The following is a 23,225-nucleotide window of genomic DNA, read 5'->3' on the forward strand; positions in this document are numbered from 1 at the left end:
TCGGTAAGTTGCCTGCGCGTCACGACCATCTTCCTATCGGATCCGCCCTCCGAGCGGACCCGAATCGGCAAGATGATCACGACATCACACAGGCCCTAGGTCCCCGTCTTGAACATCCTTGCGCGGGTGATTGTCAGACCCTCGGCGTAGCGTTCAACGGTGCTCTCAGCCACCACTCTCGCTACCCGACCCGACTTCAGCGTCACAGCTGTGACATGCCAGGACGACCATGCGCGCTGGTCGCAGCCCGAAGTACGTGAGGACTACCGGGTGGTGCTCGTGCGCCGTGGCCGGTTCCGCAGGCGCGCAGCCGGAGCCGACGCCGACATCGACTCGACGATGGCCTACATCGGCGTGCCGGGCGAGGAAGAGCACTTTGCCCATCCCGCCGGAGGCGACGACTGCACATCCATCAGCCTGACGCCGGCGCTCTGGCAAGTCATGGCCAGCGACGTCGCGCGCCTGGCCACACAGAGCGTGTACGTCGATGCCCGCCTCGACCTCACCCATCGCCGGCTCCTGGCGACCGCCCGGACCGGGGACGTCGACTACGCGCTGACGGAAGAATTGCTCGGCCTGCTCGCCACCACCGTCGGCCAAGTCGTCTCCGGGCCCACACCGCTTGGCGCACAGGCCCCTAGAAACGAAGCGACTCTCGTCGCAGCGGCCCGCCAGGCGATCGCCGAAGGCCACCCGGCCTCGGACGGACTGCTCCCGCTCGCAGAAGTGCTGGGCGTCTCGCCCTACCGCCTGAGCCGATCCTTCAGCCGCGAACTGGGGGTGTCGGTGACCCGCTATCGCAACCGCATCCGCATCGGCCGCGCCCTGGACCGCTTGGAGGAGGGCGAGAGCAACCTCGGCGCCCTCGCCGCAGACCTCGGCTTCGCCGACCAGGCACACATGAGCAGGACCATGCGCCAGTACCTGGGCCGTACACCGACAGCACTGCGACGCCTGCTCGCCCCTCGGACGCCTTGACGCTCCCCGTTGCTCGACAACGTCTTCGCCTGGGGAATTACTTGGCGTCGACAACCCGACCCATCTCAATCGAACATCGGGGTGACGCTCCGCGACCGCTCCCCAAGATCTGTGCCAGAGCCCAAAACTCACCGATACGTACTCCGCCCGCGCCAGGTGGAGTCAGAACTCACCTTCCGCTGGCCTCACTTCTCACCAATAGAGCCAGGGGCCACCGCCTCTATGGCGAGGATGCGGTCACTGCGCTGCGCGTGATCAAGGCTGCCCAGCGGCTCGGGTTCACGCTGGAGGACGTCGCCGAGCTTCTGGAGGCCGGCCGCCACCGCCACGGCCGCCCCGTGGCGGTGCTCCAGGAGCAGGTTGCGGCCAAGCTCGCCGAGGTCGACGCGAAGATCGCGGATCTGACCACCATCCGCACCGCCCTGGCTGCTGCTGTCGACGCCGGGTGCGACGACTTGACCGTCTGCGCGTCCAGTTCCTGCTGCCCCATCCCCTTCACCGACCTCGCTGAGTAGAACCGTCATGCCGGACCCTGCTGCTGACCCCCGCCCTGGGCGCGCTCCGAAGGCGCTCGGGGGCCTGGCCGCGCTGGCCTGTGTGGCGTGCTGTGCGCTGCCCGTCCTGATCACAGCGGGTGTCGTCGGTGCCGGCACCGGGGCGGTGGTGGGCTGGCTTCCTGCCCTCACCGTCGTTCTGGCCGTGCTCGCCGCCGGAACCTGGTGGCTTGGCCAGCGCGGCCGTTCCTGCTCCGGCGCGCCGAAGACCGCAGGCGAGGGCGAATGCTGCTACACGATGTCCGCCGACCGCGGGCGGCCCCGCCCACGCCGCCGCCCGCGGTCGCCGACGGCCATCGGTCCGACCGTTACGACGTGATCGGCGCTCTGGTCTGCATGGAAGGGATGGCCGTGATCATGTACACACCCCGCACCCATTGATCGGGGCGGCAGAAGCTTGCCCGGTGCCCAGAGGGGCAGTTCAGAGCGTTGAGGGTTGCGACCAGCACGGTCGTCTCGTATCGGACGGTGAGTTCGTCGTATCCCGTGGGCGACCGCCCTGTGAGCTTGAGGTGATTGATGCCGCAGCGGCGGCCGACTCCTCCCGCCTGCCCTGTACGCATGCTTTCCCTCACCCGGCAAGAGGCGTCGGGGAGGAATAGTCAATAGCTGTGGATCAGTTGAGTGTCATTGACTCAGTCGAGCCGCTTGTTTGCACGTCCAGCCCTCCGCCAGATCACCGTCATCCCGAGCGCCAGGATGCCCAGGGCCAAGACCACGATGACGACCTTGATCGCGCGGTCAAGCAACAGGTGGTGCAGGAGGTCCGACGACTCCGCTCCGAGGCCGGTCATCGCCGGCCGTCCTGTCGCCGAGACCAGGATGCCCCGCTCTTCCCGCCCTCGAGCCGTCGGGCAGCGACACGCAGCCCGGCCCTCATCACGGGGTCCGCATACCGACGTACCTCGTCGAGCCTGCCCCTGCGCTTGAGAGTCAGGGCAATGGCGAAGATCAGCAGCGCCAGCACCACGAGGCCGCCCGCTATCAGGGCGAACCTGATGAGCATGAAATTAAGGTACGTCTCCACGAAGAAGCCTCCACTGGTTCTATCACGCCTGTGATACATCCGTTGTATCACAGGCGTGATAGAAAGGCTTCATGCCTAAGCACGTAGACCCGGACGCTCGCCGTCGCCTCGTCGTCGACGCGTTGTTCCGAGTCGTCGTCCGCGAAGGTCTGCAGCGCACCTCGCTGCGAGCCGTCGCCAGCGAGGCCCAGCTCAACATCGGCTCCCTGCGGCACTATTTCGCCAGTCAGCAGGACCTGATGCGCTTTGCGATGCAGTCGATGCTCGACCGGGTCGGCAGTCGACTGCTCGAACACGTTGAGCGGATCGGGGACCTGGGCCGCCGCCCTCGTCCCGAACAACTCCAGCTCGCAGCCGGGCTCCTGGCCGAGCTTCTGCCACTCGACGAACACCGCCGCGCCGAGGTCACCGTCTTCCTGGACTTCAACACCGCCGCCCGCACCAGCCCGGCCTTCGGCGACCTGTCGCGCCAGGCCGCCGAAGGCGAGAGAAGGCTGGTGCGCCGCGTGCTCACCCGGCTCGACGCATCAGGCGCCCTGCGCCCCGGCCTCGACACCGACGTCGAGACCGAGCGGCTGACGGCACTCCTGGACGGACTCAGCCTCAGCGCCGTCCTGCACCCCGAGATCCTGAACCCGCGGGAATGTGTCGATGTGCTGCTCACACATCTGGGCGATCTGTCACGGCCCGATGGGACTCCTGGCTCGGCGCACTGACCTCAGCGCCTTCTGCTGTCTCGTCTCGCGTGATCTTGTATTGCCAAGAGACCTGTGAATCAGTGGAGGTGAGTCAGGCTGCGTGAGCCTCGGGGCGCTGGACAAGGTGTCCGCGTTCAAAGCGGGCTCCGGCTCTGACGAGGGCGACGAGGTGGGGTGCGTTCACCGCTCGCCAGCGGGCCTGAGCGGACTCGACGAGCTTGAAGACCATGGCGAGGGCGGCGGCCGCACTGCCGGCGCCCCGGGTGACCTTGGTCCGCAGGCGGACGGTCGCGAAGGTCGACGCGATCGGGTTCGTGGTGCGCAGATGGATCCAGTGCTCGGCTGGGAAATCGTAGAACGCCAGCAGCTCGTCGGCGTCGTCGGTGATCTTCTTGACGGCCTTGGGGAACTTCGCCCCGTAGGTCTTTTCGAACGCCTCGACGGCCTTCAGCGCATGCTCACGGTCCTCGGCGTTGTAGATCTCCCGCAGCGCCTTCTTCGCTCCGGGCTGGGCGGATTTCGGAAGCGCGTTCAATACGTTGGCGATCTTGTGAACCCAACACCTCTGATGGCGAGCCTCGGGAAACACCTCGGCCAGGGCCTTCCAGAAGCCGAGGGCGCCGTCGCCGACTGCCAGGACCGGTGCCCGCATGCCCCGGCGCCGGCAGTCCCGCAGCAGGTCAGCCCACGAGTCAGCTGACTCGCGGTAGCCGTCGGCCATGGCGATCAGTTCCTTGGTGCCATCGGCGCGCACGCCCATCAGCACCAGCACGCACGACTTCGCCTCGGCCGAGGCGTATGCGCAGGTGGATGCCGTCGGCCCAGACGTACCCGTAGTCCGAATCGGACAGGTCGCGTTCGCCGAACGCCTGGTGGTCAGCCTGCCACTGGGCGGTCAGCCTCGTGACGGTGGCGGGCGAGAGACCGGCCGAGGAGCCGAGGAACTGCTCCAGAGCGGGCACGAAGTCACCCGACGACAGGCCATGCAGGTAAAGCAGCGGCAGTACCTCACTGATCTTCGGGGACTTCCTCGCCCAAGGCGGCAGGATCGCCGAGGAGAACCTACGCTCGCCCGTCTCCTCATCGACGCTCCTGTCGTTGACCCGCGGGGCCCTGACCTCGATGGTTCCGGCAGCGGTGGCCACCTGCCTCGACTGGTGATGACCTTTGCAGACCACGAGCCGCCGTCCACGCTCGTCCTTCTCTTGGGCCAACTCAGCTATATACGCGTCAACTTCGGCCTCCAGGGCGGCGGCCAGCATCCGCCTCGCCCCCTCCCGGACGATCCCATCGAGCAGGGACCCGTCTCGCGTCGAGCCGTCCTCGGTGACTACCGTGAGCATGGGCGTACCTTCCCGGCCGGCGCTGCGAACGCCGGTCTACTCGGTGACCTTCAATCGATCACTCGGGAAGGTACGCCCTTCGCGTGCATCCCCGAGGCCCAGGGCTTCGGCGTAGTCGCGTGACGTCCGTTTTGATCATGTGAGTCCGAGGAGGGCGAGAGGTCGGCTGGCGTCGCGGGCGTTGCGCCGGAGGCCGGCGGCGATGCTGCTCTTCCCGGCGAGGCGAAGGGCGCCGATGGCGAGGTTGCGCCAGGTCGCCATGGCGCGAGGTGCGGAGCCGGTTCGCAGCTGGGAGGCGTCCTCGGCGAACGTCACGTCTCGGACGTGGTGCAGGGCTTCGATCTTCCAGTGGCTGCGGATCAGCCGAGCGAGCTCGGCGGGTGTGGCCTGTTCCGCAGCGAGGCTGGTGACCGCGTAGACGGTCTTGATGCTGACCTTGCCGGTCTTGCGGTCCATTCGGCGGCGTTTGAGCCGGATGGCCTGGCGGGCGCCGGGAAAGAGCAGGCTGTTCGCCGTGCACACCTTGATGCGGCGGATCTCACCGCGGCCGTGGCCGGTGTCGTGGGTGCGGCCCTGCAGCGGGATCTGCTTCCAGGGAAGGGATTTGAGCTGCTTGTGGAGCTTCTTCTGGTTCCCTTTCGCGATCACGATGTACTGCGCGCCTCGGCCGAGCAGGTAGCTGGCGTGCTCGCGCTGGGTGTGCATGGCGTCGCTGGTCACGACCACGCCCGCCAGATCGGCGAGGGTCTCCAGCAGAGGCTGGAAGCAGGTGATCTCGTTGGTCTTCTCGCCAACGTCGAGTTGGGCCAGGACCAGGCCGGAGAGGTGGTCGCAGGCGGCGAGTAGATGAATCTTGCGGCCCGTGGCCCTGGCCGCTCCGCGCAGGGTCTTGCCGTCGACCGCCACTGCGTGCAGCCGGCCGTCGGCCCCAGCGCGCCGGTCAGCCAGCCAGCGGCCCACCGCCCGGTCCAACGCGTCGCCGTCGATGCGGCCCAGCAGCCGACGCACCGTCGCCTCCGCCGGCAGGCACCGCTTCGGGGACAGCGGATCGGGCCGTACGCCGAGACGCTCCAGGACGGACGGCGGGGCGTCGTTGATCCACTCACCCACCGCCAGCAGGGAGGTCGCTCCGGCCAGAACCGCGCACGCGGTCAGCGCAAGCAGGACGACCAGAGCGTGCCGTACGCCGCGCGGATCGCGAGGGTCGGGCACCTCGGCCAGACGCTCCAGCAGGACCGGGATCTCCCCGGGTACGGCCCCGGGATGCTCGCGGAGTTGGTCAAAGGCATGCGGGATCGGCGATGACGCGTCGGCAGGCACGGTTCATTCGCCCGCGGTGTCCTCGGCCTCCCAGCGAAGCAGGTCGCCCGGCTGGCACTTGAGCACCTCGCAGAGCGCGGCGAGCGTCGCAAAGCGCACCGCCTTGGCGCGGCCGTTCTTGAGTACCGCCAGGTTGGCGGGCGTGATCCCTACGCGGTCCGCGAGCTCGCCCACGGACATCTTCCGCCTGGCCAGCATCACGTCGATGTCGACGGCGATCGGCATCAGATCACCTCGTCCAACTCGGCCTGCATCTGCGCCGCTTCGACGTCGCGCGCGACGGCCTGGGCGAGCAGCATCCGCAGCACGAGCACGATGAGCGCGACTCCCAGGATGGCCACGCCAATCCCGCCCATGATGAGGGTGACGCCCGGGTCGTCCCGCTGGCCGGGCGCATTCAGGGCCGTGACTGCGAACCACACGAGAGCAGCCGCAACGATCGCGCCGATGATGACGTCCACGTACCGGAAGGCGGCGCGGGAGAACACGGTTCCGCGTCGCACCATCGTTACCAGTCGCCATACACAGACCAGGGCGACCTGGGCCGTCCCGATGCCCAGGATCGTGATCACGCGCAGCGGGGTCAGCGGGAGCGACCCGTCCTCCGGGTCACTCCCGCTGACCAACGCCCACACCATCAATGCCTGTACGAACACGGTGCCGGTGAGCACCACCACGAGCACGGCGCGCAGCGCGCGCACTGTCAGCTTTCCCATGACCCATCCTTCCATCGAGCTACGATGGGAATCTATCGAATCTCGATAGGTGAAGCAAGGGCTGGGTCGGAGGGCGGGCGGCGGTTTCGCACCATGGCGGGATGCCGTCGCCCCCTCCCGCGGCATGGCGCGATGCGAAGGTTTTCGATCTTGCCGAAGTCGACCTCGCTTAGCCACAAATCGGACGCCATACGACTACGCAGAAGCCTTGCCCCGAGGCCGATCCACAGATACTGAGCATTGCTCGCGTCGGGTGAGGGAGAGCATGGTCTGGTTCACCTTGGTGGGTGGATCAGGAATTCGGCTCGAACTTCCACAGCCGGTCGGCGCTCGGGTACTTGTAGGCGGTATCGAGGTAGAGGTGGTTCCACGCACCGGGGCCCACATAACTCTTGAGGGTCATTGCCAGACTCTCGTCGGTCTTCGGGCGGTATTGCCACCAGTTGGTGCCGCCGTCTGTGTCCGGGGTCGCCAGCCACAGTTGGTCGTCACTTCCGTTGCAGGTCTTGACCACGATGGTGCCCCCGCGCTGTGGCTGCGGGTCGGACGGCTGGAGGCATTTGTTGGCGGCCTCGTTCCGCACTGTGCCGTACCAGTTTCCCTGGCTGTCCTTGGTGAAGTTCGATTCCCACTGTTCTGTCTTGTATTTGTATTGGGGGTCGCGGAGTGTGATCGCCTGAGCTTCCTCTCCGGTGCTGTCGTTAAGGAGCGCGAGCCGGCTTCCGTCCATCCGGTTGACCATGTCCACGTGGGGTTCGACTGAGGCCGCCTGCGGTGCGGTGGCGAGCATGGTGCAAGCGATGGTGGCGGCCAAGACGACGGCGTTACGAATCGAACGAGCCTGATTGGGCACAGGGAACCCCTCTTTTCGGAATACTTCGGTGAACACTAAAAAGCGTGAGGGGAGGGATTGATCTCCAACAAGGCCTGGAGGGTGGATTCACCTGCTTCAGCGACTCTCGTGATAATTGCATTTTCCAGGCGGGGAGTTGGAGCTGTCCCCGCCTGGACTGTCCTTTCCCGCCCTCGCTGAACTGCCTGGAGGGGCACTCAGGCGACGCGTCTCGTCCGTCGTCCGATACGAGGCGACCGTGCTGGTCACAACCCTCAACGAAGGGCTACGACCAGCACTTTCACAACAGGCCCTATAGCTCCGACGCTGCAGCCCACAGCAGTCCGGCTGGCCTAGTTGTGCTGCCCTTCGGGATCTGTAGTCGGCTACCACTCGCAGCGCTGGGGCAGTCGGCGAGCGGCGAGGCGGCCTTCTCCGGCGGCACCGTCGACTTCTCTCATGCGACCGGCGAGGTGCCGTCCGAACTGGTGCCCGCGAACGGGTCCCCGGCGGCAGGGTTGCTCCTGCCCCCAACCTGGTCCAGCTGGCACCGTTGTGACGCCGGAGAACCTACCGGGCCTGACACGAGGCGGGCCCTGCCCGGGAGTTGGGCGTGCTCGCTGTGGTGTGCTGGTGCAGCGTCCGGGGCCGGTAACGACGGTCCCGGACGCGTCAGTACGGGAGGATCGGCCGTTCCCGGCTTCGGCGGGCGGGACGTCAGGGGCGGGTGGCGATGATGGCTTCCGCCCGTACGAGCTCGTCGAACGTGCCAGCAGGGCTGAACTCCGTCAGGGCCCGGCGCACATCGCGCTCGAAGGCGTCCTTCTGGTCACCCAGCTGCGCGGGGCTGGAGTAGCTGTAGGAGAACTGCAGGCCGAGGACCTCGTCCAGGTGCGGGTGATGGTGCAGTCCCAGCGGGCGGTGTCGACGTTGGAGAACGGGGAGCGGGCCGTCCTGGTGGCGTTCCTTGGGATGGGAGTAGGTGCCGGACCCGGCCCTGCGCTCGGGGCCGGAGTCCCCGCCCCCTATACGGACCCGCCCACAAATCAGCCCCCGGCCGCCGGGGGCTGCGTGCCCCACGGAGGAGCCCACCGTGCCGACCTACAAGACACTCCCCCGCTTCACCTCGGACTCCACCAGCTCACCCCCGAACAGCGCTGGCGCTTTCGTCGCATCGTCACCCTCCCGGAACGGCGTCCACGCGGAATCCAGCGCTCGCCAGGTCGGGGCCCCAGGCACCGAGTTCCGCCGGGCGGCGGACATGTCCGGAACACGGCAGCACCGCGTCACAGGCGGTCCTCGTGCGTGTGGTGGCCGCGCACCGCACCGATGCAGCGCACTCTCACCCCGAGCGGGCCCGGGTGCCCTCCGGGCCCGACCTGTCCGGGAGGTCCAGGAGGAAAACCGTCAGCCAGTCGGCGTCCGACGCGTGGTAGCCCAGGCCGACCAGGGCGTCGGCCGCGGCGCGCATGTGCTCGGCGCCGTAGACGACGCCGATGGTGAAGGAACCGGTCCTGTCCGCAGAACCGCGGTGGAAATCCATCAGCGCTCGCACGAGCAGCCGGTCGCGGCGCCGCATCACCAGATCCTCAAGGCCCGGCAAGAAGTCCGCTGTCGCCTCCTCGGCCTCACTCAGCAGGTCCTCGGTGGCCAGATACCGGGCGAGGTAGCGGCGGGTGCCGAACAGCCGCATGCCCGCCGTGACGGCCGGCACCATCGCGGCCAGCATCACCCGTTCCTTCAACGGCAGCCGCCGGAAACCCTCCTCGAACTCCTCCCCGCCCATGTCGGGGCACACCACGGGCATGCCGAGCGTGTCGAAGTCGATGTCCTGCACGACGAGCCCCAGCCGCTCGTGCCCGTCCAACCGGGCGTACGAGGCCACCAGCGCGTCCGCGCTGACCGAACCCTTGCCGACTCCCTCCGCGATCACCAGATCGCAGCGGCGGCGCAGCCGGACCGTCACCTCCTGGTAGAAGTCCGCCTCGCCGAGGTGGATCATCGGGAAGAGCAGGAACTCGAGCCCCGTCCCCGGCTTGCGAAACCGTATGACCGCCGAGCGCACCCCCGCCAACTCGGTCACCTCTATGAACTGCATGCGGCCCCCGTCCCCGCCCCATCGAGGAAGCAGCGCGAGACGGCAATGCTGACCGTACCCGCACTCCCGCGCCCCTCGTTGCGGGATTACAAACAGACCTGCTGACGTCAGGACGCCCCGAAGACGCTCAACCGAACGTGTCTCCGTGCTGCGGCACTGGGAGCACGTGGCAGAGATTCCGCCAGCTGCCGCAGACCGGACCGCGGGCGGCGACGGTGGCGCGGTCACCACCCACGAGGCATCCGACACCTCAGAGCATCCCTCACGACGAGCTCAACGCCCCGATGATCCGACGCTTCAGCGACATGGCTTGTCGTCGGCGTTTCCCCCGGACTGCCCTTGGCGTAGCGTGGCCGCGTGCCAGAGCCCCCGCTGTCGCCCGCCGCGCCCCGCATTCCTCCGCAGCCCGCGGATGAATGGGCTGAATCCGTGCGGGAGACGTTGTCCGCCGACATCGGTTCACTAGGCCTCGGCGTGTCTTCGCTCGGTGAGGCACATGTGTTTACAACCCTTGCTCGCCATCCGGAGTTGTTCGCCGCCTGGCTTCCCTTCAGCAGCCAGTTGCTGCTTGCGGGCGACCTGCCCTTCGCTGAACGCGAGTTGGTGATCCTTCGAGTGGCGCGCAATTGCAAGTCGCCCTACGAGTGGGGCCAACACGTGAGGATCGCCGCGAAGGCCGGCCTGTCATCGGACGACATGGCGCGGGTCGCTGCGGGTCCCGACGCGCCGGGTTGGACGGAACGGCAGTCGTTGCTGCTGCGGGCCACGGACGAGTTGCACTCCGGCGCCCGGATCGGCCAGTCGACGTGGGAAGGGCTGGCCCAGCACCTGACGGAGCGCCAGTTGATCGAGCTGCCGATGCTGGTGGGTCACTACCATCTGCTGGCCTTCACCCTGAACTCCCTGCAGGTGCTGCCGGAACCCGGACTGCCCCCCATGAGCTGACGGGATGTCTCGGGCAGCAGCCAGGTCCGCTTTTTCCGAACCCGGTTGTGCGCACTCGTCCTCAGTGAGCAGGGTGCATCGTGAAAACTGCACGTCAGATAGCCTGGTGTGCGTAGGCGTCGGGAGGCTCGGGCAGGTCCGGAGCGGTAGTCCACCGACAAGGTCATCCGTCAGCGGGCGACTTCCCGGTTTGTCAGCAACAGCAGGGCCCGCACCAGCGCAGTCGCCCACCTCGGATCCGTGCGGACCTTGCCGAGGACACGCCAGTTCTTGAGATGGGCGAAGCCGTGCTCGACCGGGGCCCGCACCGCGGCCAGTGCCTTGTTGGACAGCTTCTGACCACGGGTCAGGGGCCGGTTGCGGGCGGCCTTGTAGCCGGTGATCACCGCCGGGTCGGCGTCCGGACCGGCATCGTCGAGTCCGACGAACCCCAGGTCGGCGATGGCGCCGAGACCGGCCACCCGCAGGTGAGCGGTGAGTTTGTCGTGGCGGCAGGCGGTTATCTCCGAAGACCGTCCGGGCCGCACCGCGGAGACCCATGACAGTCGGCCGCGGTCGTCGGTGAGAGCGATCACGAGCAGGCCGTGGCATTTGTGCTTGCCCGAATAGTTCTTCCGGTTCTCGGTCCCGGTGCGCCGCCGGGTGCGTATCAGGGAGCCGTCCAGCAGCACCACCCCGCCACCCTTCCGGGCGATCTTCCTCAGCGCGCGGTCCAGACGCGGGGCACGGGCAGCCAGCAGTCCGACGACTTCCCGCACCCAGCGGGTGACGGTGGTGCGGTGCACCCCGTTCCCGCCGGCCAGATCGCCGGGCCGCTGGTCACAGCGCAGGACTGCCAGCACGATCCCCGCGATCTTTCCCGAGGGCAGGGCCCGCCACCGCGAGCCGATCTTCTTGCAGTGGCCGCGTATCAGGCCGGCGAGATAGTTCAGGGTGGCGCTCGACAGCGGCAGGCGGGCGGTGTAGACAAGGCCGTCAGGGCCCTCGGTGAGACCGTTGTTTTTCTTCACACCAAACTCAACTGCCGCCGGGGGTCCGCCAGTTACGCAGCTATTCGCAGTTGGCCGTGGTGGCCTGCTGATTCAAGCGTGTGCGCCGTGGGTGCTCGGGTCGCTGAGGTGGAGTGGTGGCGCGGCTACCGTGGGTGCACGGCGTAGGTCAGGTGCGTCACCCGCGACGATGGCTCCGAACGGACCGGCTCCAGCGCGACCCTGGACGCGTCCACGCCCTCGAACAGGCGGATTCCGGAGCCGAACAACACGGACGACAGCGCGATCGAGAACTCGTCGACCAGGCCGGCGTTCACGTACTCCAGGATCGTCGCGCCGCCGCCCGCGATGCGGACGTCGCGGTCGCCGGCGGCCTCGCGGGCCTGGTCGAGCGCGGGCTCGATGCCGTCGTTGACGAAGTGGAACGTGGTCCCGCCCGGCCGCTCCCAGGGGTCACGCTTCTCGTGCGTCACGACGAAGACCGGCGTGTGGAACGGCGCCTCCTCCGGCCACATCTGCTCGCCGGCGTCGAACATGCGCTTGCCCATGACGCTCGCGCCGGTGCGCTCGAACGTCTCCCGCACGATGTCGTTGTCGCGCCCCTCCTCGCCGCCCTCGCCCAGCTTCAGGTTCTCCCGGAAGAACCGCTGCGGGAAGATCCACTGCTGCAGTTCCATCCACTGCTGCCCCATCAAGTCCCCGAGGGACTCGGGCGCGATGAACCCGTCCAGCGACATCGACACGCTGAAGAACACTTTCCCGGCCATCAGCCCTCCGCCCCCTTCCGAACGATCTCGGTGACGTAGGCCGCCAGGTTGCTCAAGGTCTGCCGGCCGCCCTCGACCGCGTGGTACTTCTCGACCGCTTCGTCGCGCAGTTCCTTGGTGGGGAACACGGTGCGCATCACGATCCGGGTCGCCGCGCCGTCCGGCGCGAAGGTCAGGACCGACTCGAAGGCGTTCGGGTCGTCGCGGGACTCACCGTGCAGCAGCGCGATCCGCTCCGGAGGGGCGATCCGCAGCCAGCGGATCCACTCGGAGTAGTCGTCACGCTGGCGGCATGCCGCCCATCAGCCTGGACGAGCCCACCGGCCGCTACCTGTCGTTCGCCGAGCGCGAGGAGATCGCGCTGCTGCGCGCCCAGGAACTCGGCGTGCGCGAGATCGCCCGCAGGATCGGCCGCGACGCGGGCACGATCTCACGCGAGCTGCGCCGCAACGCGGCGACCCGCGGCGGCAAGCCGGTCTACCGGGCTCTGGTCGCGCAGTGGAAGGCGCAGCAGGCCGCGAAGCGCCCGAAGACTGCGAAGCTCGCAGGCAACGACAGGTTGCGTGAGTACGTGCAGGATCGGCTCGCCGGCAGTGTCCGTCGTCCCGACGGCACGATCGTCACCGGCCCCAAGACGCCCGCGTGGAAAGGGCTGAACAAGCCGCATCGGCAGGACAGACGATGGGCGACGGCATGGAGCCCGGAGCAGATCTCACACCGTCTCCATGCCGACTTCCCCGATGATGAGTCCATGCGCATCAGCCACGAAGCCATCTACCAGGCGCTGTTCATCGAGGGCCGTGGCGCGCTCAAGCGGGAGCTGGTCACGTGTCTGCGTACCGGCCGGGCGCTGCGGACTCCCCGTGCACGGTCACAGAACAAGCCGCAGGGGCATGTCACCGCGGACGTCGTCCTCAGCGAACGCCCCGCCGAGGCTGGGGACCGCGCGGTCCCCGGACACTGGGAAGGCGATTTGATCATCGGAACGGGCCGATCCGCAATCGGCACGCTCGTCGAGCGCAGCAGCCGCTCCACGCTCCTGGTGCACCTGCCTCGGCTCGAGGGCTGGGGCGAGATTCCGCCCGTGAAGAACGGCACCTCACTCGGGGGCTATGGCGCGATCGCGATGAACGCGGCGCTCACGACGTCGATGACGCAGCTGCCCGAGCAGCTACGCAAGACCCTCACCTGGGACCGTGGGAAGGAACTCTCCGGCCATGCCCAGTTCGCTCTCGACACCGGGACGAAGGTGTTCTTCGCCGATCCGCACTCGCCCTGGCAACGACCGACGAACGAGAACACGAACGGGCTGCTGCGTCAGTACTTCCCGAAGGGCACCGATCTCTCCCGGTGGTCGTCCACGGACCTCGAAGCCGTCGCCATGGCGATCAACAACCGGCCCCGCAAGATCCTCGGTTGGCGGACGCCGGCCGAGGTCTTCGAAGAACAGCTACGCTCGCTGCAACAGCCCGGTGTTGCAACGACCAATTGAACTCGCCGTCTCCGACCTCAACTCCCCGCTGAGCGTCGTACCGTTGCCGTCGGCGGCGGGCGTCACCTGGGGATCGGGGATCCTGCCGTCCAGCAGGAGCGGCGACGGATACACCTACATCTACGGCGTGGACGACGCCCCCACCGGGAAATCCATGCGGGTCGCGCGCGTCCTGGGCGACGACCTCAACACCCGCTGGGAGTTCCTCGACCCGGCGCACAACCGGTGGGCCCTCGACGAGCGGCGCACCTCCAACTCCCTGAGGGGCGTGGCCAACGAGTACAGCGTCACCCCCTGGAACGGCCAGTTCATGCTGCTCACCCAGGACAGCAACCTGGCCTTCAACGCCCAGGTGTACGCCTATTCCTCCTGCGATCCAGCGGGCGGCTGGTACAACCAGGCCGAGGTGTACAAGATGCCGGAGACCGGACTGTGGGGTACGTACGGCGACGAGAACGTCTTCGCCTACAACGCGCACATCCACCCTCAACTGAACTCCGACGGAACACACTTCACGTTCAGTTACAATGTAAACACGTTCGATAGCCGGGTGTCCGACGAGGGCTCGCACTACAAGGACCCCAGTATCTACAAGCCCCGCTGGGTGTCCTTCGCCGCCCACCCCAACCCCTGCCCACCGAGATGCTGACGAGGTGACGGAATGACGGACGGACTCCGCTGGGTGTACGAGGCGTATGACTTCGGCTACAGCCTCGTCTTCTGCGAGGACCTCACGCCGGAGGAGGTGCTGGAACGCCTCGGTGCCCGGCGCGAGTCCGTCTTCCCGCTCACCGCCTTCGAGGCCCGGGAGATCGAGACCCGCAACGCGGCGGACGAGCCGTATGATCTCGACCACCTGGACGATCTGGATGTGGAGGCCGTGGAGGAACTGGGCTTCCTGCGCCCTTCGACGAACGCCGTGATCCGGGCCGGCTCAATCGAGGGCTGGGCCTTCGCGATCCAGGCTTCCGTATCGTACGTCTCCGCCGTGAGCTACCTCCCCACGCTCTCCCGGGGCATCCGCGTCATCGCCGTCAGCCGGGACGTGAACGCCGTACAGCGGGTGGAGTACGCGGTGGACGGGCGTGTCCTGTCGTCCTTCGACCCCCTTTTTCCGGCGTACGACGACGGGGCCGAGCCGTTGGCGCTCGGCTGGCCGTCGGGCGAGCGCATGTCCCCGACGCAGGTTCTGGAGCAGTTGGAGAGCCGGTTCGGGCTGTGGGTGCCAAAGGACTCGGAGGAACGTCGGCTGCCGGCGGCGGGCCTGTCGACGACAGACCGATGAGTTCTTCCCGCCCCTGCCGGTCTCCCTTGTCGTTAAGTCCGTTTCTGGTAGATGCCGTTTGCGGACCCGGAATGCCTGGTCGGGGTGCTGGTTGAAAGCGTTCAGGATGGCCTGGTAGGCGGTGGTCGTCTCGGGTGGATCGGGTTCGTCTCTGGTCGGCGCGAGTTCGGCGATGACCTTCCGGGTGGTGGCCAGGTCGGCGAGGCGCGCTATTCCGGATCGACCATGCGAGCGACCTCGTCCGCAGCGCGGCGCGGGCCGCGGACGGTGATGGGCACGAAGGAGCACTTGGCCACGCTGGTCGAAGCCGGACCAGAGAGGTTGACCTCGAACCAGATCGCGGCCGGGTGATGTGGCAGAGCGTCGAGTCCTGCGCTGGCGCGAGTAGTTCGGCGACGACGGCTCCGAGTCGTCCTCGTAGGCCGGATCAGCCGGTCGTCTTCGGCTTCTTCGCCCAGTCGCGGGCGGGCTTCTTCCGGGTCAGCCGCCTGGTCATGAGGGTGATGAGCGACCAGTTCAGATGAGCCTCGGAATGCTGTGGGAGACGTTCGTAATCTCGCGCGTTGCGGCGGGCGTTCATGATCCACCCCAGCGTGCGTTCGACACGCCAGCGGCGCGGGAGGACGACGAACCCTTTAGCCCCTTTGGGGCGGGAGACGGTTTTGAGGGTGATGTGGAGGAAGTCCTCGGCCCAGGTGACGAGTCGGCCGGCGTAGGCGGAGTCGGCCCAGACCTGGGTGATCTGCGGGTGCGTGAGACGAAGGCGCCAGAGTAGTTCGCGTGCGGCGTCCCGGTCCTGCATGTCGGCGGGCGTCACCATGATCATCATGGGGAAGCCCTTCGTGTCCACCGCGAGGTGTCTCTTCCGCCCGTTGATCATTTTCGCGGGATCGAATCCGCGAGTCGCCCGGCTCACCGTGGTGGCGCCTTTGACCGACTGCGAATCGACGATCAGCGTGACCGGGTAGGGGCATCGTCCCAGGCCAGTGCGGAGACGGCGGCGGAGCTGGTCACGGATGAAGGTGACGACGCCCCGGCGGTTCCAGCGGGCGAAGAACCCGTAAACCGTCTCCCACGGAGTTCTGTGGAATCAGATTTGTCAAGCTCCTGCCGCGCGAGGAGGGGACGGCCCCTGCGGCGGATCTTGAGTCGGAATTCACTCAAAGTTCGCTCATCGAGTGCAGTTGGGTCGCCGTCGGGGGTTGCTTGCCGTCGGTCAGGTAGCGCCGACGGAGGCGGGTGAAAGCGGTGGGGCTGGGGCGGTGCGGGAGGAACTCCTTGATCCGCTGGGCGCATTCGTGTGGGCTCGCAGTGCTGGTGTCGCACTCCAGGTCGTAGTCGCCGTGACGGTGAACCAGGTCGTACTGGTGCGCCGCAAGGCCCGACGGGCGGTCACCTCGCACCTGCTCGCGGCGGGTCAGTTCGTCCAGCGGGCAGCGGATGCCGATGAAAAGGACGTCCTCAGGTCGCAGCACCGTTAGACAGTCGAGCAGTCGCCACTGCTCGCTCAGCACATGGTCGACCACGATGTCGTTGCCCGCCTCGGCCATGGCTGCGATCGAGCGGTGGAAGCCCATCCGGGTGCGCCGCAGCGCGGCGTCGAGTTCCTCCGCTCCAAGCTCGCGCTTGCTGCGCATCGCGTTGAAGGCATCGACCGCTAGGTGGAAGAAGACGCCGTCGTCCAGGATGTCCAGGAGTTCCCGCGCGACGCTCGACTTGCCTGAGCTGGACGTGCCGTTGAGGAAGATGATCCGACCAGGTGTCATATCCGCATGGTCACATGGTGCTGCCCCGGCGCCGCGTTCAGGGGATTTGAAGTGGATCTCGGCGCCTGGCAGGGTTCAAGGCTTGCCTTGGCGAACGTCAACGACCGGCAGCAGCGTCGCGGTGGCGGGGGACTCCGATCTGCTGTGGCGTCGGTCCGGCGGGAGTGGGGACGTCGGTGAGTCGTTCCAGCAGTTGGTCGAAGGCGGCCTGGCCCTCGTCGACAGCCGCGCGTTCGTCGTCGGTGAGCGGGATGCTGGCGAGCATCTTCTGCAGGTTCTCCTTCGCCTCCAGTAGCTGGCCCTTGCTGGAGTCCTTCGGGGTGTAGAAGTCGCAGCGTGCGCAGGCCATGCGGTGCTGGCACTGCTCGAAGAAGGTGTAGGTGCACCAGCCGTGGCCGAGGTCGTAGTACTGCCATGGCTCGCCGTTGGCGGCGGCGCCGGAGGTGACCGCGTCGCGGTCGACGAGCACTTCGATGGTGCGGACGTTGCGGGCGAAGTACCCGGCGTCGTTGTAGGCTCTGGCCAGCGTGTTCGGGGTGATCTTCGCGTAGTGCGCGGTCGCCTCGGGAGTCCGGTGCCCCAGCCACTCCTGCAATTCGAAGAGCGTCATCGGTTCCTTGGCGTTGTAGAGCTGGCTGGCGATGGTGGACCGGGCCCGGTGGCTGGTGATGTTGCCGCGGACGTCGGCGGTGGGGACGCCGGCCTTGCGGCAGAGCATCGGGATGATCGCCGTGTTGATGTAGTGCTTGGCGACCCGGCGGGCGCGGTGGGCGAACAGGAAATCGGCGTACTCGCCCGTCTTGGGGTCGAGCATCGCGGGCTGCTCGGGCCGGATGGCCTGCCATGCCTCGATGGCCTGGCCCAGCAGCGGGTCGACGGGCTTGGTGAACGCGGTGCCGGTCTTGTGGGTGGGCACATCTAGCAGGCAGACGGCGTCGCGGGCCAGCACCTCGCCGGAGTCGCCGGGAATGGGCATCCCGTCGTGCTGCCAGCGGATGCAGCCGACCCGCAGCCGGGCTATCTCGTCGCTGCGTTGTCCGGCGAACAGCCAGGTCAGCGTGATCGCGCGGATGAGTTCGACTGGGTAGGTGCGACTGTCGGCGGCCGGCAGGTCGCCGGGCTCGACGTTCAGGCCGGCCCACAGCAGCTTGGCCCAGATGTCGTCGGCGATCACCCGCGGGTCCGGGCCCAGGAGAGCCCGGACGCTGCGAGGAGTGCGCAGCGCGTGAGCGGGGTCGAAGCGGCGCGGGATCCACTCCCATTCGTGCAGGTCGCGGAAGAACGCCCGCGGCACCTTCAGGTAGCCGGATTTCGACTCGGGCGTCAGCGGCTTGCCGATCCGGTCCTGGGAGCGCATGCCGTGGATCCACTGAGAGAAGTCGCCGACTGCCATGCGGTCCACCGTCGCGACCCAGGACGCGCAGGTCTGGCGGGTCCACTGGCCCGGCTCGGTGATCTCGGGGTGTTCGCAGGCCAGCCACCGGCCGATCTTGGCCAGCACGCTGCGGTAGCTGGCGCGGATCTTCGGGGTGAGGGTGGAGGTCGCGTACCACCGCTCGGCCCAGTCCGCCCAGGCCGGCGAGGTGCCTTCGATCGCGGCGAGGCCGGGGCCGTGCCGGGGCCGTGCGGCGGCGGGTCCGCTTGCCCGAGGGCGGCGACCGCGCGGTGGATGCCGTGGAGATCGTTGCCCCACTGCCCGTGCATGGCCGGAGCCGTGCGGATGGCGGCCAGGGCCTCGTCGGACAGGTCCTGCAGGAGGGGGCTGCGGTTGAGCAGCAGGATCTGGCAGATGGCGGAGGTCAGCCGGTCGGCTCCGCGGCGGTAGCCCCAGTCGGCCAGTGTCGTGCAGACCTGCCGGATGGTGTCATCAACGGGCTCCGTGCCGAAGACGCGGTGGGCCAGGCTCGGCCGTTGGAAGCGGCCGAGCCGGTCGAAGGCAGTGAAGTCGCCGAGCAGGTAGGCGTAGGCGATGAGGAACGGGCGGGCGTTGGGGCCGATCTGGCCGCCCCACGAGCGCCGGAACTTGGCGCCGTCAGTGTTGATCAATTCCACCCAGTCCTGCACCGACCAGCCCCAATACGTGCGGCCCAGTTCGCCGCAGCGGATCAGCACCAGTCCGGCCGCGTCGCGCGCATACCGCCGCTGGTGACGGTCGTTCGGCGGCCAGTGCAGGGCGCCAAGGGCATCCGCCAGGGGCCGGACCAGCCGGGCGACCGGACGCAGCGCAGGCGCGGCGATAGCGAGGCCGACGTGTCGGAGCTGGTCGACGCTCAACGAGCGGAGGGCGTCCGCCTCGGTCTCGGCGAGCAGGCCGCGGCGGTCGTAGCGGGCCAGGTCCACCGGCCACGGCCAGGCCAGGGCCTGGCCTGCGGAGGACGGCATGGACTGTGCGGTCACCGGGCGACCGTCCCGGTGGCGTGGCCGGGGCGGACGAGCATGTCCACCCGCCAGGAGTGGATCTGCTCCATGCCGCGGCTCAGCTTCTCCGCCAGGTCCCGGCCGGACAGATGGATGTAGGTCATCGTCGATTCGGTGCTGCGGTGGCCGGCGAAAGAGGCGATGGCGTGTAGTTCCCAGCCCATCCTGGCCAGGACGGTCATGCACAGGTGCCGCGTGGTGTGGGTGGAAAAGCGCGGCAGGTCAGCGGTCAGAGCGACGCGTCGGATCACCTTCGACCAGGTCCACAGGCTCAGCGGCTCACCGTAGTTGCGGCGGGACTCGGACAAGAAGAGCGGCCCGCGGGCCCGGCTGATGGTGGCTCGGTGGGCCAGGTAGCCGGACAGCAGTACCCCGGTCGGCGCGGAGTACGGAACGATGCGCTCACGCCGGGTCTTTGTCGTCTCCGCCCGGATCCGCAGCGTGCGGTGGGCCGGGTCGAGGTCGTCGGTCCGCAGCGAGCACAACTCCTCGCGCCGCAGGGCCGCATCGTAGGCGAGGGCGAGCATCACGCGGTTGCGTACGGGCTCGTCACGCACGACATCCAGCAGGCCAAGCCACTGCTGTTCGCTGGGGATCCAGGGCAGCTTCACTATGCGCGGCACCAGGCCGCGCTGGTGCCCGCCGAAGCGGCGGCCGGGAGTGTAGCGGCCCCGGCCGACCGGGTTGGACTCCCGCAGCCCCTCCTCGATGAGGTAGTCGTAGAACAGCCGCACCGGCACCAGCCGCTGCTGCAGCGTCGCGTTCGCCAGCCCAGTCCCCGAGTCGAGCACGACGACGTTGCTTCCTCGGCGGCTCGGCCGCGTGGTCAGCTCCTTCACGAACGCGACCACGTGCAACCGGTTCGCGGTGACCGGGTCGATCCCCTCTCGCTCGCAGACCAGCAGGTATTCAGCAAGTCCCCGCGCGTACGCGTCAATCGTCCGTGGAGCCCGCCCCAGATCCGTCCATACCCGCAGCCACTCGGCCGCCCGCTCATGCCGGCCCAGGACCGGCCACTTGTCCTCCAGCACCACCGCGCTGCCCACCAGATCTGCTCAGTACGTGGCGACGCCGCAGGACACGAGGAGCCTCCCACGGCGCTTGATTCCACGTAACTAATAGGTAGTCGGACGGCAGCGCGCGCCACTTCGCGCCGTTGTCGGTGATGTAGCGGATGGCGTCGACGATCTGGCGCCGGGGCCACTTCTCGGGGTGCGCGCCGGTCTTGGTCTGGCAGGCCGGGACGGGCAGGAGCGGTTCGAGTAGGGCCCACTCGGCGATCGTGGTGTCGGACGGATAGCGGCGACGGCGGTCAGGGCTCGGCATGGCGGACTCGTCGATGGCGTAGAGAGGACAGGGGTTACTTCGAGAGCTGGGCGAGGGTCGCGGGCACGCCGGTGAGCTGGGCGGATACCAGCTGGGCCCATTCGTCGTCGGGGCAGCGGGCCAGGTGCGGGGCGAGCGTGCCCGTGATCATCCGGGTGAGGCGTCCGAGGACCTGGGCGAGTTGCTTCTTCTCGTACTCGATCCAGTCCGCGGGGTCGTCGGAGAACATGTAGCCGTCCTTGCGCCGCCAGATGATCGGGGTGAGGTTCTCCGCGGCGCCGACATCGCGAAGGTGCCGGACACCGCGCTGGACCTGGGACTTCTTCAGCCTCGTGGCGGCAACGAGCTGGACGGTGTGCAGGCCGGCCGGTCTGGCTTCCATCAGCGCGACGCGGACCAGGTCGCCGTAGTGCTCGGACAGCGGCTGGCCGGTGCGAAGGGCCATCGCCTACTCGCCCTTGAGGAGCTGGGTCAGCTGCTCGTCCAGCGTGAACTCGCCGTTGTCGAGGGCGCCTTCGAGCCAGTCCGCCGCGGCCCGGACACGGCCGATCTGCCGCCGCACGGTCTCGCGCTCGTCGTCGGTGAACTCCTGGCCCCGCAGCTGGGGGACCAGTCGTCCGAGGGTGGCCACGAAGCTGTGGCAGGAGCCCACCAAGTCGAGGTACTCGATGGTGTGCTCGATCTTGCGGACAGCCGGGGTGGTCTCCCGGATCCGCTCCCTGGTCTCCTCGGAGTTGTCGAACTGGGCCCGGTTGACCAGCATGCGCGCGCTGTCGTCCCGCATCACCGACCGGGCCACCGTCGGCCTGCGCAGCAGGTCCGTGGTCACCTGCTGAGCGACGGTGTCGTCCCTCGTCAGCTCCGTGACGACCCGCATCCTCTCCGCCGGCGTGACGTGCTCGGTGACCTCCGGCCGCTTGAACAAGCCGGCAGCCACCTGGGCGGCGACCTCGCCGTCGCGGGTCAGGTCAGTGACGGCCTGGACCTTCTCGTCGACCGTGACGGGACGTTCGACCCGCTGGCCGACGACCCGCCTGGCACCGTCTGGTGTCCACTGCCGGGCCCCGCTGCGCGGGTTGAACGGCGCGTCCTCGATCACCGCCCACCGCTCGTCCTCATCCACCACCGACGCCAGAATGCGGTGAACGGTAAACGACACGCCTTCCTTACGCCTCGCCTTCGGCCAACGGTTGGCGGTGTACCGCCAGTCCTCCACGGTCCGGCGTTCCACGCCGATGTCGTCCGCGAACAGCTGCAACGACTCCGTCACGGTGAACAGGTCGTCCGTGCCGTTCGGCATCGACCCGCCCACCACCCTCATAGGCTCGATCTCCAACGCCATGTCGCCCAAGGCGAACTGCGCGCGGGAAACCTGCGCGATCAGCTCTTTCGCCTGGGTGACGAGCTGTTCGTAACGTTGCCGGGTGACGTTCCCAATCCGGTCGGTCATGATGGTCACCGCCTTTGTCCTGGGTCCGGCCCCGGTCACTCATGCGCGACCCGAGAAGGGCGGCCGGCCCCGGTCACCATCGCGGTGGCGCGGGCGCGACACGCGGAGACAGAGCGTGAACCGGGGGCGCTCGAAGCACCCGTTATGGGCCACCAATTCGCTGCAAAACAAGGGATGTTGATGGGGACAGCGAGGCGTTCCCCTACGGCGTTTCCGTAACGCCCTTCCGCAACGCCTGCCGCTGCCGACAGGCCCGCACCCGACACCGGTCCGAGCAGAACACCGCCGACGCCGACCGCTCCACCCCCACCGTCCACGAACGACCGCACACCGGGCACTCCGCCTGCTCGCCCCGCTGCAACGCGATCACCCTTTGCCGGGTCCGCCGCAGCCTCCGCCACCGCCGTGACCTGCACCGACCCGAGCAGAACACTGCCTCCGCCGCCATGGACATCGACGGCGGATCACCGCACTCCCGGCAGTACCGCCGAGCCGTCCCACCAGCCACCACGAATCAGATCATCCAGCGGTACACACCTCACGGCCAGAGTTCAAAAACACTCACTGAGAATGTCATCGTCGCCCAGGCGCTCGTCTGGCCGACACTGCCGTAGCGGCCTTGGGAGCAGTGGTGTCGCGATCGGCCCGTGACGTGAGAAGGGCCGTACGGGTTGGGTACTTCGTTCACGGCGCAGCACTGTCGACCACACCGCTTTCCGGTCGGGCGGCTTTCAAGCGACCCCGACCGCCATCAGACGAAGATCAGCAGTCAGGCTGCGTACGCCGCCACAAGGTGTGGACCAGAGCCTGGGAGCCGACACCACTTATCGCTCAGAGCGGGGAACGCCCGGTTTCGCCAGAGGGCGGTGTTGCCGAGTTCTGCAACACCCGGGGCCTTGCGATGGGAGCCTGGGGGTGCTCTGCGGGATGAGGGTGCGATGGCGCCGCCGGAGTCCAAGGTCGATCTGTACGCGGCGATCCGCCGTGATGCCCGGGTGGGGATGTCCTACCTGACTTTGATGCGCGAGCACGGTGTGGGATTCCATACGGCAAAGCGGCGTTGGAGTCGGTGTGGCCGGAGGGCCGCGCAACTTTGGATGCAAGTCATGCGCTCCTGGACGAAAGACGGATGCCCGACCGCCGGCTGTCTCTCTAGCGTCGACCGGACCGACGACGACTCGGCCCCCAAAGGATGCTCATGCCCGTAACATCCGCTCCTGC

The 23,225-nt window shown here is 67.9% G+C and carries 26 protein-coding genes and 4 pseudogenes; 10 read left to right on the forward strand and 20 right to left on the reverse strand.

What is annotated here, in order from left to right:
* Positions 1–210 precede the first annotated feature (210 nt).
* From ABD357_RS40705 to ABD357_RS40720, 4 genes and pseudogenes are all read left to right on the forward strand, one after another.
* The gene (locus ABD357_RS40705; RefSeq protein ID WP_344396497.1) at positions 211–978 is read left to right on the forward strand and encodes an AraC family transcriptional regulator; all 768 of its coding nucleotides are present in this window, start codon (positions 211–213) and stop codon (positions 976–978) included.
* A gap of 41 nt (positions 979–1,019) precedes the next feature.
* Positions 1,020–1,493: a MerR family DNA-binding protein gene (locus ABD357_RS40710; RefSeq protein WP_344396498.1), complete on the forward strand. Its 474-nt coding sequence runs from the start codon at positions 1,020–1,022 to the stop codon at positions 1,491–1,493.
* Positions 1,494–1,500: 7 nt separating this feature from the next.
* Positions 1,501–1,851: a hypothetical protein gene (locus ABD357_RS40715; protein WP_344396499.1), complete on the forward strand. Its 351-nt coding sequence runs from the start codon at positions 1,501–1,503 to the stop codon at positions 1,849–1,851.
* Positions 1,815–1,913, forward strand: a pseudogene (locus tag ABD357_RS40720) (YnfA family protein); the annotation flags it as partial. The gene ABD357_RS40715 and the pseudogene ABD357_RS40720, both read left to right, overlap by 37 nt.
* A 254-nt stretch (positions 1,914–2,167) precedes the next feature.
* Here the strand turns inward: ABD357_RS40720 and ABD357_RS40725 are convergent.
* Positions 2,168–2,326 carry a hypothetical protein gene (locus ABD357_RS40725; protein WP_344396500.1) on the reverse strand — a complete coding sequence of 53 codons (159 nt, stop codon included), beginning with the start codon at positions 2,324–2,326 and terminating at the stop codon, positions 2,168–2,170.
* Positions 2,323–2,538, reverse strand: coding sequence for a hypothetical protein (locus ABD357_RS40730; protein WP_344396501.1), 216 nt, complete (start codon positions 2,536–2,538; stop codon positions 2,323–2,325). Before ABD357_RS40730 ends, ABD357_RS40725 begins: the two co-directional genes overlap by 4 nt.
* Before the next feature lie 92 nt (positions 2,539–2,630).
* On the opposite strand from ABD357_RS40730, the gene ABD357_RS40735 reads away from it, so the two are divergent.
* Complete coding sequence (locus tag ABD357_RS40735) at positions 2,631–3,275, forward strand: TetR/AcrR family transcriptional regulator (RefSeq protein WP_344396502.1); 645 nt, start codon at positions 2,631–2,633, stop codon at positions 3,273–3,275.
* Between the two features lie 73 nt (positions 3,276–3,348).
* On the opposite strand, the pseudogene ABD357_RS40740 reads toward ABD357_RS40735, so the two are convergent.
* The 7 genes and pseudogenes from ABD357_RS40740 to ABD357_RS40775 form a co-directional block, all read right to left on the reverse strand.
* Positions 3,349–4,600, reverse strand: a pseudogene (locus ABD357_RS40740) (IS256 family transposase).
* A gap of 135 nt (positions 4,601–4,735) precedes the next feature.
* Positions 4,736–5,920 carry an ISAs1 family transposase gene (locus ABD357_RS40745; RefSeq protein ID WP_344396503.1) on the reverse strand — a complete coding sequence of 395 codons (1,185 nt, stop codon included), beginning with the start codon at positions 5,918–5,920 and terminating at the stop codon, positions 4,736–4,738.
* Between the two features lie 3 nt (positions 5,921–5,923).
* Complete coding sequence (locus ABD357_RS40750; RefSeq protein WP_054237256.1) at positions 5,924–6,145, reverse strand: helix-turn-helix domain-containing protein; 222 nt, start codon at positions 6,143–6,145, stop codon at positions 5,924–5,926.
* A complete protein-coding gene (locus tag ABD357_RS40755; RefSeq protein ID WP_344396505.1) occupies positions 6,145–6,636 on the reverse strand; it encodes a DUF2975 domain-containing protein in 492 nt (163 codons plus the stop codon). Before ABD357_RS40755 ends, ABD357_RS40750 begins: the two co-directional genes overlap by 1 nt.
* 292 nt (positions 6,637–6,928) lie before the next feature.
* On the reverse strand, positions 6,929–7,450 hold the full coding sequence (locus tag ABD357_RS40760) for an RICIN domain-containing protein (RefSeq protein ID WP_344396506.1): 522 nt from the start codon (positions 7,448–7,450) through the stop codon (positions 6,929–6,931).
* A gap of 735 nt (positions 7,451–8,185) precedes the next feature.
* Positions 8,186–8,548 (reverse strand): hypothetical protein, encoded by a 363-nt coding sequence (locus tag ABD357_RS40765; RefSeq protein WP_344396507.1) that lies wholly within the window; start codon positions 8,546–8,548, stop codon positions 8,186–8,188.
* Positions 8,549–8,810: 262 nt separating this feature from the next.
* A complete protein-coding gene (locus ABD357_RS40775) occupies positions 8,811–9,566 on the reverse strand; it encodes a hypothetical protein (RefSeq protein ID WP_344396509.1) in 756 nt (251 codons plus the stop codon).
* A gap of 441 nt (positions 9,567–10,007) precedes the next feature.
* Here ABD357_RS40775 and ABD357_RS40780 point away from each other — a divergent pair, with 441 nt between their 5' ends.
* Positions 10,008–10,511, forward strand: coding sequence for a carboxymuconolactone decarboxylase family protein (locus tag ABD357_RS40780; protein ID WP_344396510.1), 504 nt, complete (start codon positions 10,008–10,010; stop codon positions 10,509–10,511).
* Between the two features lie 170 nt (positions 10,512–10,681).
* Here the strand turns inward: ABD357_RS40780 and ABD357_RS40785 are convergent, their stop codons facing one another.
* The 3 genes from ABD357_RS40785 to ABD357_RS40795 all read right to left on the reverse strand — a co-directional run bounded on the left by ABD357_RS40785 (position 10,682) and on the right by ABD357_RS40795 (position 12,530).
* A complete protein-coding gene (locus ABD357_RS40785; RefSeq protein WP_344396511.1) occupies positions 10,682–11,521 on the reverse strand; it encodes a transposase family protein in 840 nt (279 codons plus the stop codon).
* A gap of 125 nt (positions 11,522–11,646) precedes the next feature.
* On the reverse strand, positions 11,647–12,267 hold the full coding sequence (locus tag ABD357_RS40790) for a dihydrofolate reductase family protein (RefSeq protein WP_344396512.1): 621 nt from the start codon (positions 12,265–12,267) through the stop codon (positions 11,647–11,649).
* Positions 12,267–12,530 (reverse strand): SRPBCC domain-containing protein, encoded by a 264-nt coding sequence (locus ABD357_RS40795; RefSeq protein ID WP_344396638.1) that lies wholly within the window; start codon positions 12,528–12,530, stop codon positions 12,267–12,269. The genes ABD357_RS40790 and ABD357_RS40795 overlap by 1 nt, the downstream gene beginning before the upstream one ends.
* Here ABD357_RS40795 and ABD357_RS40800 point away from each other — a divergent pair.
* The 4 genes and pseudogenes from ABD357_RS40800 to ABD357_RS40815 all read left to right on the forward strand — a co-directional run.
* Positions 12,530–13,759: pseudogene (locus ABD357_RS40800) on the forward strand (IS30 family transposase); the annotation flags it as partial. The gene ABD357_RS40795 and the pseudogene ABD357_RS40800 overlap by 1 nt on opposite strands.
* A complete protein-coding gene (locus tag ABD357_RS40805; RefSeq protein WP_344396513.1) occupies positions 13,743–14,408 on the forward strand; it encodes a glycoside hydrolase family 183 protein in 666 nt (221 codons plus the stop codon). The pseudogene ABD357_RS40800 and the gene ABD357_RS40805, both read left to right, overlap by 17 nt.
* 12 nt (positions 14,409–14,420) lie before the next feature.
* Positions 14,421–15,044, forward strand: coding sequence for a DUF6461 domain-containing protein (locus ABD357_RS40810; RefSeq protein ID WP_344396514.1), 624 nt, complete (start codon positions 14,421–14,423; stop codon positions 15,042–15,044).
* Positions 15,045–15,095: 51 nt separating this feature from the next.
* Positions 15,096–15,395, forward strand: coding sequence for a hypothetical protein (locus ABD357_RS40815; protein ID WP_344396515.1), 300 nt, complete (start codon positions 15,096–15,098; stop codon positions 15,393–15,395).
* A gap of 82 nt (positions 15,396–15,477) precedes the next feature.
* Here ABD357_RS40815 and ABD357_RS40820 read toward each other — a convergent pair.
* From ABD357_RS40820 to ABD357_RS40855, 8 genes and pseudogenes are all read right to left on the reverse strand, one after another.
* Positions 15,478–16,122 (reverse strand): annotated as a pseudogene (locus tag ABD357_RS40820) (IS5 family transposase); the annotation flags it as partial.
* Between the two features lie 82 nt (positions 16,123–16,204).
* A complete protein-coding gene (locus ABD357_RS40825) occupies positions 16,205–16,810 on the reverse strand; it encodes a chloramphenicol phosphotransferase CPT family protein (RefSeq protein ID WP_344396516.1) in 606 nt (201 codons plus the stop codon).
* A gap of 97 nt (positions 16,811–16,907) precedes the next feature.
* Entirely contained in the window at positions 16,908–18,203 is a 1,296-nt protein-coding gene (locus ABD357_RS40830; RefSeq protein ID WP_344396640.1) for a tyrosine-type recombinase/integrase, read from the reverse strand.
* The gene (locus tag ABD357_RS40835; RefSeq protein WP_344396517.1) at positions 18,134–19,207 is read right to left on the reverse strand and encodes a hypothetical protein; all 1,074 of its coding nucleotides are present in this window, start codon (positions 19,205–19,207) and stop codon (positions 18,134–18,136) included. Before ABD357_RS40835 ends, ABD357_RS40830 begins: the two co-directional genes overlap by 70 nt.
* The gene (locus tag ABD357_RS40840) at positions 19,204–20,274 is read right to left on the reverse strand and encodes a tyrosine-type recombinase/integrase (protein WP_344396518.1); all 1,071 of its coding nucleotides are present in this window, start codon (positions 20,272–20,274) and stop codon (positions 19,204–19,206) included. Before ABD357_RS40840 ends, ABD357_RS40835 begins: the two co-directional genes overlap by 4 nt.
* Positions 20,222–20,554 carry a transposase gene (locus tag ABD357_RS40845; RefSeq protein ID WP_344396519.1) on the reverse strand — a complete coding sequence of 111 codons (333 nt, stop codon included), beginning with the start codon at positions 20,552–20,554 and terminating at the stop codon, positions 20,222–20,224. Before ABD357_RS40845 ends, ABD357_RS40840 begins: the two co-directional genes overlap by 53 nt.
* A 34-nt stretch (positions 20,555–20,588) precedes the next feature.
* A complete protein-coding gene (locus ABD357_RS40850; protein ID WP_344396520.1) occupies positions 20,589–20,999 on the reverse strand; it encodes a hypothetical protein in 411 nt (136 codons plus the stop codon).
* 3 nt (positions 21,000–21,002) lie between these two features.
* On the reverse strand, positions 21,003–22,004 hold the full coding sequence (locus ABD357_RS40855) for a DUF6192 family protein (protein ID WP_344396521.1): 1,002 nt from the start codon (positions 22,002–22,004) through the stop codon (positions 21,003–21,005).
* Positions 22,005–23,225: the final 1,221 nt, after the last annotated feature.

The organism is Streptomyces vastus, from assembly GCF_039532825.1.
GTDB lineage: Bacteria > Actinomycetota > Actinomycetes > Streptomycetales > Streptomycetaceae > Streptomyces > Streptomyces vastus.

What these genes read in the sequence shown, in the direction of transcription:
- ABD357_RS40850 (WP_344396520.1), bottom strand. Translation starts at nt 20,999, where the DNA reads ATGGCCCTTCGCACCGGCCAGCCGCTGTCCGAGCACTACGGCGACCTG.
- ABD357_RS40825 (WP_344396516.1), bottom strand. Translation starts at nt 16,810, where the DNA reads ATGACACCTGGTCGGATCATCTTCCTCAACGGCACGTCCAGCTCAGGC.
- ABD357_RS40750 (WP_054237256.1), bottom strand. Translation starts at nt 6,145, where the DNA reads ATGCCGATCGCCGTCGACATCGACGTGATGCTGGCCAGGCGGAAGATG.
- ABD357_RS40755 (WP_344396505.1), bottom strand. Translation starts at nt 6,636, where the DNA reads ATGGGAAAGCTGACAGTGCGCGCGCTGCGCGCCGTGCTCGTGGTGGTG.
- ABD357_RS40715 (WP_344396499.1), top strand. Translation starts at nt 1,501, where the DNA reads ATGCCGGACCCTGCTGCTGACCCCCGCCCTGGGCGCGCTCCGAAGGCG.
- ABD357_RS40730 (WP_344396501.1), bottom strand. Translation starts at nt 2,538, where the DNA reads ATGCTCATCAGGTTCGCCCTGATAGCGGGCGGCCTCGTGGTGCTGGCG.
- ABD357_RS40855 (WP_344396521.1), bottom strand. Translation starts at nt 22,004, where the DNA reads ATGACCGACCGGATTGGGAACGTCACCCGGCAACGTTACGAACAGCTC.
- ABD357_RS40725 (WP_344396500.1), bottom strand. Translation starts at nt 2,326, where the DNA reads ATGACCGGCCTCGGAGCGGAGTCGTCGGACCTCCTGCACCACCTGTTG.
- ABD357_RS40815 (WP_344396515.1), top strand. Translation starts at nt 15,096, where the DNA reads ATGCCGTTTGCGGACCCGGAATGCCTGGTCGGGGTGCTGGTTGAAAGC.
- ABD357_RS40735 (WP_344396502.1), top strand. Translation starts at nt 2,631, where the DNA reads ATGCCTAAGCACGTAGACCCGGACGCTCGCCGTCGCCTCGTCGTCGAC.
- ABD357_RS40830 (WP_344396640.1), bottom strand. Translation starts at nt 18,203, where the DNA reads ATGGCAGTCGGCGACTTCTCTCAGTGGATCCACGGCATGCGCTCCCAG.
- ABD357_RS40810 (WP_344396514.1), top strand. Translation starts at nt 14,421, where the DNA reads ATGACGGACGGACTCCGCTGGGTGTACGAGGCGTATGACTTCGGCTAC.
- ABD357_RS40845 (WP_344396519.1), bottom strand. Translation starts at nt 20,554, where the DNA reads ATGCCGAGCCCTGACCGCCGTCGCCGCTATCCGTCCGACACCACGATC.
- ABD357_RS40790 (WP_344396512.1), bottom strand. Translation starts at nt 12,267, where the DNA reads ATGGCCGGGAAAGTGTTCTTCAGCGTGTCGATGTCGCTGGACGGGTTC.
- ABD357_RS40775 (WP_344396509.1), bottom strand. Translation starts at nt 9,566, where the DNA reads ATGCAGTTCATAGAGGTGACCGAGTTGGCGGGGGTGCGCTCGGCGGTC.